This is a genomic window from Streptococcus sp. SM3, from assembly GCF_027497875.1.
On record NZ_JAJNSA010000075.1, the window covers coordinates 1 to 12,298 of the forward strand.

Below are 12,298 nucleotides of genomic sequence, written 5' to 3' on the forward strand. Positions count from 1 at the left end.
TACTATGTGAATTGGAAGAAAGTTGACCGTGAGACAAAGAAGTATGAACTAGATTTGAATACTTTGAACTACTTAATTGGTAAAGATGATATTTATTCAGAAGCTCTACGTTTATTCACTAAACAACCTAATTTGTTAAAAGCAATTCCTAGCTTGATTGCAAGTCGTGATAATGTTTTAGATATTCTGACAATAGATAATGACGATAATATGTCTTTTGAGCAATTGGATTTCAAAACGATAGACACTAGCAGAATAGATGATTACATCAAATTTATTGAGAAATCTGGTTTATTAAAGTTTTTACAACAACATGCTAATCGTTCATTAGTTGATTATGTTTATGGAGTGGAGACTGGATTAGATAGTAATGCACGAAAAAACCGAAGTGGAACAACTATGGAGGGGATTTTAGAGAGACATGTAGCAAAAATTTCTCAGGAACAAAGATTAGAATGGAAAGCTCAAGCTACAGCTCAATATATTAAAGATAAGTGGGGGATTAAAGTACCTGTTGATAAGTCTGAGAGAAGATTTGATGTTGCAGTTTATTCTAAAGAAAAACATAAAGTTTGGCTGCTTGAAACAAATTACTATGGTGGAGGCGGTAGTAAATTAAAATCCGTAGCAGGAGAATTTACAGAACTTAGTCAATTTGTTGTAACATCAGATGATGATGTTGAATTTGTATGGGTTACTGATGGGCAAGGATGGTTAACCGCGCATTTACCGTTGGCAGAAGCATTTAGTCATATTACTAATGTATTTAACTTAGAGATGTTGAGAGAAGGATTTTTAGCTGAATTATTCTTACAATGATTGTTCATTAGCTATATACAAAAAAAAGAGGCTCATACCTCTTTTTCTTATTTCTTTTTATGATTTAATACTGCATTGAGGACAATAGCGAGGAGGCTGGCTACGACGATTCCGTTTGAGAAGAACATTTGGAAGGCTGTCGGCATGCTGACAAAGAGATTGCTGTTATTTAGACCGACACCTGCAGCGATTGATACAGCTGCGATAAGGAAGTTGTGTTCATTGTTAGCAAAGTCAACACGGGCGAGGATTTGCATCCCTTGGATTGATACAAAACCAAACATCACCAGCATGGCACCACCGAGGACAGGGCTCGGAATGATTTGAGCAAGGGCACCAAACTTAGGAAGGAGTCCAAGGAGAACCAGGAAACCAGCTGCGTAGTAGATTGGCAGGCGAGTCTTGATACCTGACAATTTAACCAAACCAACGTTTTGTGAAAATCCTGTGTAAGGGAAGGTGTTAAAGATTCCTCCGAGAAGTACGGCCAAACCTTCTGCGCGGTAACCGTTGCGCAGGCGCGTGCTGTCGATTGGATCTTTCGTGATATCAGACAAGGCTAGGTAAACACCAGTCGATTCAACCATAGACACCGTTGCGATGATACACATCATGACAATCGATGAGATTTCAAAGGTTGGCATCCCAAAGTAGAGTGGAGTTGGGACATGGACAAGTGGTGCTGCCGCAACAGGAGAGAAGTCCACCAAACCCATGCTAGCAGCAATGGCTGTTCCAACAACTAGACCAATCAAAATAGAGATAGACTTGATAAATCCTTTGGTAAAGATGTTAATCAAGAGGATAATCAGAACAGTGATAGCTGCAAGCAAGAGACTTTGACCAGTTGGCTCTGGAACGTTATTTCCCATATTTCCAATAGCGACAGGAATCAAGGTTAAACCAATCGTAGTAATAACAGATCCTGTTACGATAGATGGGAAGAGATTGGCTACTTTTGAGAAAATGCCTGAAACAAGAACCACGTAAATCCCTGATGCGATAAGGGCACCAAACATAGCGCCACTACCATGGCTTTGCCCAATCATAATCAAGGGAGCGACCGACTGAAAGGCAACTCCAAGAACGACTGGGAGTCCAATCCCAAAGTATTTGTTGAGTTGGAGTTGGAGGAAGGTTGCCACCCCACACATGAAGATATCTGTAGAAATCAGGTAGGTCAACTGCTCAGCTGAATAGCCAAGGGCTGTCGCAATCATGATGGGAACCAGGATAGATCCTGAGTACATGGCTAGTAAGTGCTGCAAGCCAAGAACGGCTGCTTGCGAGTGTTTTTCTTGAGTTTGCATTAGAGATCTGCCTCCTTAAATATGACTTGACCATTTTCAAAACGATCCAAACGAGCGAGTGATAGAACAGGATAGCCTGCTTTTTCAAGCAAATTACGGCCATCTTGGAAAGATTTTTCAATCACAATACCGATAGCTTCGACTGTTGCTCCAGCCTGTTCGATGATTTGAATCAAGCCTTTAGCAGCTTGGCCATTAGCAAGGAAATCGTCGATAATCAAGACCTTGTCCTCTGGTGAGAGGAATTTTCCAGCGATAGAAACGGTGCTGGTTACCTGCTTGGTAAAGGAGTAGACTTCTGCAGTTAAGATACCTTCGTTCATAGTGATGTTTTTTGCTTTTTTAGCGAAAATCATGGGAACGTTTAAGGATTCCGCTGTAAAAACGGCTGGGGCAATACCCGACGCTTCAATGGTCACGACTTTGGTAATGCCAGCAGAAGCAAATTTTTCCGCAAAGACCTTACCGATCTCTCTCATCAAGCTAAAGTCAACTTGGTGGGTTAAAAAGGAATCTACCTTGAGGATGTTATCACCCAAGATATGCCCATCCTTGAGGATGCGCTCTTCTAATAATTTCATAAGACCTCCTAAAGTCTAAAAGCCAGTTTACTTGTTGGTTAAATGTTTCTATGGTGATCCAGTTTGCTAGTACTATATATTTGATAAAACTAGTACGAGCGAAGCGAGTCTTATCAAATATTTCCCGTTGTAGTGGTATCATAGACAATAAGTTTGTTATTGTCTATGACGGAATTTTTGAGACTTTTGGCTCAAAAATTAGGGATGAAATTCCGAAGGAAGTTGCTCCCGTCCGCACTAATTAAGGGAAATATTAAAAATATTCAAAAAGGACCTACTTAATTTCTAAGTAGGTCCCCAAAATAGGCATGGCAAAAACGACCATACCTCACTGTTGACATACTTATTGTTAGGTGTTCCGGCACCTTGTAGAAACGTCGTGCCAATTCACGACATAAACAAGTAAAATGATATTTAATTTTAAATAGGCTTGAGCCAATGTTATTATTTTACACTAAATAACTTTAGAAATCAAATATTTTGTTAGTGTTTTTATTTAAAAAAACGAACAAATATAATAAAAATGGGCAAAAAATAACTTATTGGCTAACATTTAGAGATTTTTCATCGTAAAAGGCATATTATCAAGATTTTTCAAGACCTGACAATATGCCTTTTTCTAACTTTAAAGACTTTTTCCCAATCTTTATTATTCTATTCACTAAATCTTAAAAAATAACCATCTGGATCCAAGACTGCAAACTCGTGAGGATAGATATAGTGATCCCCAACACGAAATTCTCTTTTTGTCAGTTGACGATGGATGGGATAGTTAGCTGACAGCAGATTTTGGTAGAGCTGGGGGACATCCTTGATGCCAAAGGAAATATTGACACCGCGCCCGAAAGGATAGGTCAGTTGGGCTAATTCTTCTGCGCTGACTTCTTCTAGCATAAGTTGGCAGTCTTCAAGCGAGAGGAAGAGAAATTTCTCCTCTGGACGCTCGTATTCGACAGAGAATCCTAGCAGGTCGCAGTAGAAGTGGCGTGATTTTTCGATGTCAGATACTACAAATTCAGGAATGACAGCTTGATAGTCCATTCGTTTTCTCCTTAGAGTTCAATCTCCATGACAATGGGTGTGTGGTCTTGGCGAGCTCCTGAGTCGATCATATCAGATTTAGTGACCTTGTCAGCGATACGGTTACTTGTCAGCCAGTAGTCGATTCTCCAGCCAGTATTGTTGATTTTAGAAGTCTTGCTGCGTTGTGCCCACCAAGTGTAGCGTTCTGGAACATCGCCGTGAATGTGGCGGAAGGTATCCGTAAATCCAGTTGCCAAAAGGTTGGTAAATCCAGCACGTTCCTCGTCGGTAAATCCTGGTGAACGGCGGTTGCTAGCAGGATTTGCAAGGTCGATCTCATTGTGGGCCACGTTGTAGTCACCGGTTGCAAGGACTGGTTTTTCTTTGTCTAGTTCAGCCAAGTATTCAGCATATTTGACATCCCAGACTTGACGTTCTTCCAAGCGTTTGAGACCGTCGCCAGCGTTTGGAGTGTAAACTTGGGTTACGAAAAATTCATTAAATTCTAGAGTGATGATACGGCCTTCCAAGTCCATGGTAGAAGGGGCACCGATTTCTGGGAAAGTGACAGTGGGTGTGAGTTCTTTCTTATAAAGGAACATGGTTCCGGCATAGCCTTTACGGGCAGGTTCTTGAGAAGAGCGCCACGTGTTTGCGTAGCCTGGGAAGAGTTCTTCTAAAATTTCCAAGTGTTTATTTGTAGGCCCTTTTGCAGAAAGCTTGGTTTCTTGGATAGCGATGATATCAGCATTTTCAGCGACCAAGGTTTGTAGTACTTCTTGGGACAATTTGGCACGAGTTGAGTCACTAGTTAGGGCAGCATTGAGGGAATCAATATTCCATGAGATGAGTTTCATAAAGTTACCTTTTTCATTCAGATTATAGATTTTATTATACCAAAAAAAGGTCCATTTCCCCAACGTATGGCTTGAAAAATCACTCTCTTTCGTTTATAATTAAGAATGATTTTATGAAAGGGAGTGAAAATAAATGAAATTTTACTCATATGACTATGTACTTAGCCAAATCAGTCAGCAAAATGGCATCATGATTGGCTTTGGAATTGTTCTCCTAGCTATCACAGGATTTTTTGCTTTTAAAGCCTATCGAGATAAAAAGGGGACTAAGTTTCGGGAATTGGTCATGATTTTGGCCTTGACCTTGGTGGCCATGCTTTTGGTGACAATCTCAAAATACCAGACCAATCAAGCCTCTAACAACCAATTTCAAACCTCCCTTCATTTCATAGAGGTTGTTTCCAAAGACTTGGGAGTGGATAAATCAGAAGTTTATGTCAATACTTCTGCAGCCACTGATGGAGCGCTTGTCAAGGTAGGTCCAAATTTCTACCGCGCCATGAACGGGAGCCAACCAGACAAGTATCTTTTAGAGAAATTAGAATTGAATCAAACAGACGCTATTGAATTGGTGGAGGTAAACAAATGACACTCAATTATATGGAAATTTTAATCAAACTGGCCTTGGGGCTCTTCTCGCTTGTTTTTGTTATCAATGTGACAGGAAAGGGGAACCTAGCACCTAACTCTGCGACAGACCAAATTCAGAACTATGTTCTCGGTGGTATCATCGGTGGGGTGATTTACAATAGTTCTATCAGCATTCTGCAGTACGCAGTGATTTTGATGATGTGGACGATTTTGGTCTTGACCCTCAAGTGGCTCAATAACAATGTTCGTTTTGTCAAACGCCTGATTGATGGAAAACCAACTCTCCTTATCAAAAATGGGCAGATTGACCCAGAAGCCTGTCGTTCAGTTGGTTTGTCTGCAGCAGAAGTTGCTCTCAAACTTCGTAGCCAAGGGATTTTCCAGATGAAACAGGTCAAACGCGCTGTGCAGGAGCAAAATGGCCAACTCATCGTGGTCCAAATAGGAGATGAAAATCCTAAGTATCCAGTTGTGACTGACGGTGTGATCCAAGTCGATGTCTTGGAAACGATTGGCCGTAGCGAAGAGTGGCTGCTTGATAATCTCAGCAAACAAGGACATGACAATGTAGCCAATATCTTTATCGCTGAGTATGACAAGGGTGCCGTCACAGTTGTAACCTATGAATAAGAAAAACCTGGGGTCTTGGCCTCAGGTTTCTATTTGCAATCAGAAAGGGATGTTATGTCCATTATTCAAAAACTTTGGTGGTTTTTCAAGTTAGAAAAACGCCGTTATTTAGTCGGGATTGTGGCTCTGGTCTTGGTTTCCGTCCTCAACCTCATTCCCCCAATGGTTATGGGGAGGGTCATTGATGCCATCACATCGGGGCAATTAACCCAGCAGGACCTCCTTCTTGCCCTATTTTACTTGCTTCTTGCAGCCTTTGGGATGTACTATCTGCGCTATGTTTGGCGGATGTATATCCTTGGGACTTCCTACCGTTTGGGACAGATTATGCGCTCTCGCTTATTTGAACATTTCACAAAAATGTCTCCAGCTTTTTATCAAACCTACCGGACGGGGGACCTGATGGCACACGCAACCAATGATATCAATGCCCTAACGCGTCTGGCAGGGGGTGGTGTTATGTCTGCCGTGGATGCCTCTATCACGGCTTTAGTGACCTTGATGACCATGCTCTTTAGCATTTCGTGGCAAATGACCCTAGTTGCCATTTTACCCTTACCTTTCATGGCTTATGCGACCAGTCGTTTAGGTAGAAAGACCCACAAGGCCTTTGGTGAATCACAAGCTGCCTTTTCTGAACTCAATAACAAGGTGCAGGAGTCCGTATCAGGTATTAAAGTGACCAAGTCTTTCGGGTACCAGGCGGACGAGCTCAAGTCCTTTCAGGCAGTCAATGAATTGACCTTCCAAAAGAATCTCCAAACCATGAGATACGATAGTCTCTTTGACCCCATGGTTCTCTTGTTTGTTGGTTCCTCCTATGTTTTAACGCTCTTGGTCGGCTCCTTGATGGTTCAGGAGGGGCAGATTACCGTTGGGAATCTAGTTACCTTTATCAGCTACTTGGATATGCTAGTTTGGCCTCTTATGGCCATCGGCTTCCTCTTTAATATTACCCAGCGAGGGAAGGTTTCTTACCAGCGGATTGAGGAACTTTTGTCTCAGGAATCACCTGTACAAGACCCTGAGTTTCCTTTGGATGGCATTGAAAACGGGTGCCTGCAGTACGCTATTGATAGTTTTGCCTTTGAAAATGAGGAAACACTGACGGATATTCATTTCAGTTTGGAAAAAGGGCAAACATTGGGCTTGGTCGGACAGACAGGCTCTGGGAAAACGTCCTTGATCAAGCTCCTCTTGCGTGAATACGATGTGGACAAGGGAGCCATTTATCTAAATGGTCACGATATAAGGGATTATCGTCTGACAGACCTTCGTAGTCTTATGGGCTATGTTCCTCAGGACCAGTTTCTCTTTGCGACCTCTATCTTAGACAATATCCGCTTTGGAAATCCGAACTTGCCCCTTTCAGCGGTTGAGGAAGCGACTAAGCTAGCCCAAGTTTACCAAGATATTGTAGACATGCCTCAAGGATTTAATACGCTGATTGGTGAAAAGGGTGTCAGTCTTTCTGGTGGTCAAAAGCAACGTCTGGCTATGAGTCGAGCTATGATTTTAGACCCAGATATTTTGATTTTAGATGATTCCTTATCGGCCGTGGATGCCAAGACAGAGTATGCAATTATCGACAATCTCAAGGAAACACGTCAGGACAAGACAACCATTATCACAGCGCATCGCCTCAGTGCGGTTGTCCATGCAGATCTGATCTTGGTTCTGCAAAATGGTCAAATTATCGAACGGGGTACACACGATGACCTGCTAGCCTTGGATGGCTGGTATGCCCAAACCTACCAGTCTCAGCAGCTGGAAATGAAGGGAGAAGAAGATGCAGAATAAGAAAGAACAATGGGCTGTATTGAAGCGCTTGATGTCTTATCTCAAGCCTTATGGACTCCTTACCTTTTTGGCACTCAGTTTTCTCCTAGCGACGACGGTGATCAAAAGTGTCATTCCCCTTGTGGCTTCCCACTTTATCGACCAGTATCTCAGCAATCTCAATCAACTTGCTGTGACCGTTTTGCTGGCCTACTATGGCCTTTATATCCTACAAACTCTGGTCCAGTATGTCGGCAATCTTCTCTTTGCGCGCGTGTCCTACAGTATTGTTAGGGATATTCGTAGCGATGCCTTTGCCAATATGGAGAAGCTGGGCATGTCTTATTTTGACAAGACGCCAGCAGGCTCCATTGTCTCTCGTTTGACAAATGACACCGAGACGATCAGTGATATGTTTTCGGGGATTTTATCTAGCTTTATCTCAGCAGTTTTCATCTTTCTGACAACTCTTTATACCATGTTGGTGTTGGATTTTCGTTTGACAGTATTAGTCTTGCTCTTTCTCCCCTTGATTTTCCTTTTGGTCAATCTCTATCGGAAAAAATCAGTGAAAATCATTGAGAAAACTAGAAGTCTCTTGTCAGATATCAATAGCAAGCTGGCTGAAAACATCGAGGGGATCAGAATAATCCAGGCCTTTAATCAAGAGAAGCGCCTGCAAGCAGAATTTGATGAAATCAACCAAGAACACTTGATCTACGCCAACCGTTCTGTAGCCTTGGATGCCCTCTTTTTGCGTCCTGCCATGAGTTTGTTGAAACTTCTAGGATATGCAGTTCTAATGACCTATTTTGGCTATCGTGGACTTTATCTGGGAATAACAGCTGGAACCATGTATGCCTTTATTCAGTATATCAATCGTCTCTTTGATCCCTTGATTGAGGTGACGCAAAACTTTTCAACCCTTCAAACGTCTATGGTTTCTGCAGGTCGTGTCTTTGCCCTGATCGACGAGAGGACCTATGAACCCCTTCAAGAAAATGGCCAGGCCGAGATCAAAGAAGGCAATATCCGTTTTGAACATGTATGTTTCTCTTATGATGGCAAACATTCGATTCTGGATGACATTTCCTTCTCCGTTAATAAGGGTGAAACCATTGCATTTGTAGGCCATACAGGTTCAGGGAAATCTTCGATTATTAATGTCCTCATGCGCTTTTATGAATTTCAATCAGGGCGAGTTCTCTTGGACGATGTGGATATTAGGGACTACAGTCAGGAAGAGCTGAGAAAAAACATCGGTCTGGTCTTGCAGGAACCCTTCCTCTATCATGGAAGCATTAAGTCCAATATCGCCATGTACCAAGACATTAGTGATGAGCAGGTCCAGGCTGCTGCAGCCTTCGTGGATGCAGATTCCTTTATTCAAGAACTTCCTCAGGGATATGACGCCCCTGTTTCTGAGCGTGGCTCCAGTTTTTCAACAGGTCAGCGTCAGCTTCTTGCCTTTGCCAGAACAGTCGCCAGTCAGCCTAAAATTCTGATTTTGGATGAAGCGACAGCCAATATTGACTCTGAAACAGAAAGTTTGGTTCAAGCTTCTCTGGCTAAGATGAGACAGGGACGGACAACCATTGCTATCGCTCACCGCCTTTCGACCATCCAAGACGCCAACTGTATCTATGTTTTGGACAAGGGGCACATCATCGAGAGCGGAACCCATGAGGAACTTTTGGCCTTGGGAGGAACCTATCACAAGATGTATAGTTTGCAGGCGGGTGCTATGTCTTAATACTCTTTGATTTTCATTGAGTGTAAGAAGGAAATCCTTCAAATTACAGATTTCTTTCACCGCCTTTTCCATTTTGTGGTATAATGAAAAATGTTGACAAATAGTATAATAAAAACAAAGGAGAAACAGCATGCTGAAATGGGAAGACTTGCCCGTGGAAATGAAATCAAGCGAGGTTGAGTCTTACTACCAGCTTGTCTCTAAAAGGAAGGGTTCGCTGATTTTTAAGCGTTGCTTGGATTGGGTTCTAGCTTTGGTCTTACTGGTTCTGGCCTCTCCCATCTTTCTCATCTTGAGTATTTGGATCAAGTTGGATAGCAAGGGGCCTGTTATTTACAAGCAAGAGCGCGTGACCCAGTACAACCGTCCTTTCAAGATTTGGAAGTTCCGTACCATGGTGACGGATGCGGATAAAAAAGGAAGTCTGGTGACTTCTGCTAACGATAGTCGCATTACCAAGGTTGGCAATTTCATCCGCCGTGTGCGTTTGGACGAACTGCCTCAGTTGGTTAATGTCCTTAAAGGCGAGATGTCCTTTGTCGGGACGCGTCCTGAAGTGCCACGTTACACAGAGCAGTATAGCCCTGAAATGATGGCGACCTTACTTTTACCAGCAGGGATTACCTCTCCAGCCAGCATCAACTACAAGGATGAGGACACTATTATCAGTCAAATGACCGAAAAAGGCCTGTCAGTTGACCAAGCCTATGTCGAACACGTCCTCCCTGAAAAGATGCGCTATAACCTCGACTATCTCCGAGAATTTAGTTTCCTAGGAGACATTAAAATCATGTTTCAAACCGTGTTTGAAGTGTTAAAATAAAGTAGTCATGAGAAAATGAGTACAGATAAAAGGAGCAAATCAATGCCAAATTACAATATTCCATTTTCACCACCCGATATTACGGAAGCAGAAATTGCTGAAGTAGCGGATACCCTGCGTTCTGGTTGGATTACAACAGGTCCTAAGACAAAAGAACTGGAGCGTCGCTTGTCTCAATATACACAGACGCCTAAGACTGTCTGCCTCAACTCTGCAACTGCCGCTCTTGAGTTAATTTTGCGCGTTTTGGAAGTGGGTCCTGGAGATGAAGTCATCGTTCCAGCTATGACTTATACAGCTTCATGTAGTGTCATCACTCACGTAGGAGCGACCCCTGTCATGGTGGATATTCAAGCAGATACTTTTGAGATGGATTATGACTTGCTGGAGCAAGCTATCACTGAGAAAACTAAGGTGATCATCCCAGTAGAGCTTGCAGGGATTGTTTGCGACTACGACCGTTTGTTCCAAGTTGTGGAGAAAAAACGTGATTTCTTTACCGCTTCAAGCAAGTGGCAAAAAGCCTTTAACCGTATCGTGATTGTTTCTGATAGTGCCCATGCTTTGGGATCTACTTATAAAGGGCAACCAGCTGGTTCTATCGCTGACTTTACTTCCTTCTCTTTCCACGCCGTTAAGAACTTTACAACTGCAGAGGGTGGAAGCGCAACTTGGAAGGCCAATCCAGCGATTGACGACGAAGAGATGTACAAGGAATTCCAAATCCTTTCCCTTCACGGGCAAACTAAAGACGCTCTTGCCAAGATGCAACTGGGTTCATGGGAATACGATATCGTCACACCAGCCTACAAGTGCAATATGACAGATATCATGGCTTCGCTTGGTTTGGTACAATTGGACCGTTACCCAAGTTTGCTACAACGTCGTAAGGAGATAGTGGACCGCTATGATCGTGGTTTTTCAGGTTCTCGTATCCATCCATTGGCACATAAGACTGATACTGTCGAATCTTCACGCCACCTCTACATCACCCATGTAGAAGGAGCGAGCTTAGAAGAACGCAATCTTATCATTCAAGAATTAGCCAAAGCAGGAATTGCAAGCAATGTCCACTACAAACCGCTTCCGCTCTTGACAGCCTATAAGAATCTTGGCTTTGATATGGCGAACTATCCTAAGGCCTATGCCTTCTTTGAAAATGAAATTACCCTTCCTCTTCACACTAAATTAAGTGATGAAGAAGTGGACTATATCATTGAGACTTTCAAAACAGTTTCTGAAAAAGTGCTAACTTTATCAAAAAAATCGTAAAAAAGTCTTGACAAAGAAAAAACAAAGTATTAAAATAAGTTCAACAAATCAGAAAAGTAACTATTTTTGATCTTCAGGGAGCCTGTGGTGATTGTGAACAGGTGGTTGGAAGTAGTGAAAGTGGGCTGATTTTAAAAATGAATTTGAAACAATGAAAATTCGGTGCGCACACCTTACAGTGCAACTTGTTGTTAGACAAGGAAGAGATGTAAAGGGGATAGTCCCTTTATAATTGAGGTGGCACCGCGTTACCAACGCCCTCACGCAGAGTAATTTTCTGTGTGTGGGCTTTTTCATATCTTGAAATCAATACAGAAAGAGGAAAAATTTTATGACAACCAAAGGTTATTTTGGACAATTTGGTGGTAGTTTCGTACCGGAGCCGATTCAGGCTTTGTTGGATGAGTTGGAAGTGACATTTGACAAGTACAAGGATAATCCAGAGTTTTTGGCAGAATTTCGTCATTACTTGAAGGACTATTCAGGTCGCGAAACACCGCTCTATTTTGCGGAAAGTTTGACAGAGCACCTAGGTGGAGCTAAGATTTATCTCAAACGTGAAGACCTTAACCACCTTGGTTCTCACAAGCTCAACAACGTTTTAGGACAAATTCTTTTGGCTAAACGCATGGGCAAAAAACGAGTGATTGCGGAAACCGGAGCTGGTCAGCACGGTGTTGCGACAGCAGCGGCTGCAGCCAAGTTTGGTATGGCCTGTGATGTCTACATGGGGGCAGAGGATGTGGAGCGTCAACGTCTCAATGTTTTCCGTATGGAGATGATGGGAGCAACTGTTCACGCAGTTGAAACAGGGACTCGTACCCTCAAAGATGCTGTTGATGCAGCCTTTGGAGCATGGA

The 12,298-nt window shown here is 42.6% G+C and carries 12 protein-coding genes, 1 riboswitch and 1 other annotated feature; of the genes, 8 read left to right on the forward strand and 4 right to left on the reverse strand.

The window, feature by feature from the left end; all coding sequences use genetic code 11:
* A partial coding sequence (locus tag PAN06_RS10245) for a type II restriction endonuclease (protein WP_269796235.1) occupies nt 1-819 on the forward strand: 819 nt, incomplete at its 5' end.
* A 47-nt stretch (nt 820-866) separates the two neighbouring features.
* Here PAN06_RS10245 and PAN06_RS10250 read toward each other — a convergent pair.
* From PAN06_RS10250 to PAN06_RS10265, 4 genes are all read right to left on the reverse strand, one after another.
* Nucleotides 867-2,129: a nucleobase:cation symporter-2 family protein gene (locus tag PAN06_RS10250; protein WP_001194477.1), complete on the reverse strand. Its 1,263-nt coding sequence runs from the start codon at nt 2,127-2,129 to the stop codon at nt 867-869.
* Nucleotides 2,129-2,710, reverse strand: coding sequence for a xanthine phosphoribosyltransferase (locus PAN06_RS10255; RefSeq protein ID WP_269796236.1), 582 nt, complete (start codon nt 2,708-2,710; stop codon nt 2,129-2,131). The genes PAN06_RS10250 and PAN06_RS10255 overlap by 1 nt, the downstream gene beginning before the upstream one ends.
* A 326-nt stretch (nt 2,711-3,036) precedes the next feature.
* A riboswitch (purine riboswitch) is annotated at nt 3,037-3,132 on the reverse strand.
* Nucleotides 3,133-3,364: 232 nt separating this feature from the next.
* Entirely contained in the window at nt 3,365-3,751 is a 387-nt protein-coding gene (locus PAN06_RS10260; RefSeq protein WP_269796237.1) for a VOC family protein, read from the reverse strand.
* A gap of 11 nt (nt 3,752-3,762) precedes the next feature.
* Nucleotides 3,763-4,590: an exodeoxyribonuclease III gene (locus PAN06_RS10265; RefSeq protein WP_269796238.1), complete on the reverse strand. Its 828-nt coding sequence runs from the start codon at nt 4,588-4,590 to the stop codon at nt 3,763-3,765.
* 133 nt (nt 4,591-4,723) lie between these two features.
* On the opposite strand from PAN06_RS10265, the gene PAN06_RS10270 reads away from it, so the two are divergent.
* The 7 genes from PAN06_RS10270 to PAN06_RS10300 form a co-directional block, all read left to right on the forward strand.
* Entirely contained in the window at nt 4,724-5,179 is a 456-nt protein-coding gene (locus PAN06_RS10270) for a DUF3290 family protein (RefSeq protein ID WP_000675332.1), read from the forward strand.
* Nucleotides 5,176-5,811 (forward strand): DUF421 domain-containing protein, encoded by a 636-nt coding sequence (locus PAN06_RS10275; protein ID WP_000174453.1) that lies wholly within the window; start codon nt 5,176-5,178, stop codon nt 5,809-5,811. Before PAN06_RS10270 ends, PAN06_RS10275 begins: the two co-directional genes overlap by 4 nt.
* 54 nt (nt 5,812-5,865) lie before the next feature.
* Nucleotides 5,866-7,611, forward strand: coding sequence for an ABC transporter transmembrane domain-containing protein (locus tag PAN06_RS10280; RefSeq protein ID WP_269796239.1), 1,746 nt, complete (start codon nt 5,866-5,868; stop codon nt 7,609-7,611).
* Nucleotides 7,601-9,343 carry an ABC transporter ATP-binding protein gene (locus PAN06_RS10285; RefSeq protein WP_269796240.1) on the forward strand — a complete coding sequence of 581 codons (1,743 nt, stop codon included), beginning with the start codon at nt 7,601-7,603 and terminating at the stop codon, nt 9,341-9,343. The genes PAN06_RS10280 and PAN06_RS10285 overlap by 11 nt, the downstream gene beginning before the upstream one ends.
* 130 nt (nt 9,344-9,473) lie before the next feature.
* Nucleotides 9,474-10,166, forward strand: a complete 693-nt coding sequence (locus PAN06_RS10290) for a sugar transferase (protein WP_078352486.1) — start codon at nt 9,474-9,476, stop codon at nt 10,164-10,166.
* Between the two features lie 42 nt (nt 10,167-10,208).
* Nucleotides 10,209-11,438, forward strand: coding sequence for a DegT/DnrJ/EryC1/StrS aminotransferase family protein (locus tag PAN06_RS10295; RefSeq protein WP_269796241.1), 1,230 nt, complete (start codon nt 10,209-10,211; stop codon nt 11,436-11,438).
* A gap of 34 nt (nt 11,439-11,472) precedes the next feature.
* Nucleotides 11,473-11,703 (forward strand) — a binding site (T-box leader).
* A 66-nt stretch (nt 11,704-11,769) separates the two neighbouring features.
* Nucleotides 11,770-12,298: pyridoxal-phosphate dependent enzyme (locus tag PAN06_RS10300; RefSeq protein WP_269796242.1), on the forward strand; the 529-nt coding region annotated here is incomplete at its 3' end.

Bases quoted from the DNA above. Each gene is read 5' to 3' on its own strand.
- PAN06_RS10250 (WP_001194477.1), bottom strand. From the start codon at position 2,129: ATGCAAACTCAAGAAAAACACTCGCAAGCAGCCGTTCTTGGCTTGCAG.
- PAN06_RS10255 (WP_269796236.1), bottom strand. From the start codon at position 2,710: ATGAAATTATTAGAAGAGCGCATCCTCAAGGATGGGCATATCTTGGGT.
- PAN06_RS10260 (WP_269796237.1), bottom strand. From the start codon at position 3,751: ATGGACTATCAAGCTGTCATTCCTGAATTTGTAGTATCTGACATCGAA.
- PAN06_RS10265 (WP_269796238.1), bottom strand. From the start codon at position 4,590: ATGAAACTCATCTCATGGAATATTGATTCCCTCAATGCTGCCCTAACT.
- PAN06_RS10270 (WP_000675332.1), top strand. From the start codon at position 4,724: ATGAAATTTTACTCATATGACTATGTACTTAGCCAAATCAGTCAGCAA.
- PAN06_RS10275 (WP_000174453.1), top strand. From the start codon at position 5,176: ATGACACTCAATTATATGGAAATTTTAATCAAACTGGCCTTGGGGCTC.
- PAN06_RS10280 (WP_269796239.1), top strand. From the start codon at position 5,866: ATGTCCATTATTCAAAAACTTTGGTGGTTTTTCAAGTTAGAAAAACGC.
- PAN06_RS10285 (WP_269796240.1), top strand. From the start codon at position 7,601: ATGCAGAATAAGAAAGAACAATGGGCTGTATTGAAGCGCTTGATGTCT.
- PAN06_RS10290 (WP_078352486.1), top strand. From the start codon at position 9,474: ATGCTGAAATGGGAAGACTTGCCCGTGGAAATGAAATCAAGCGAGGTT.
- PAN06_RS10295 (WP_269796241.1), top strand. From the start codon at position 10,209: ATGCCAAATTACAATATTCCATTTTCACCACCCGATATTACGGAAGCA.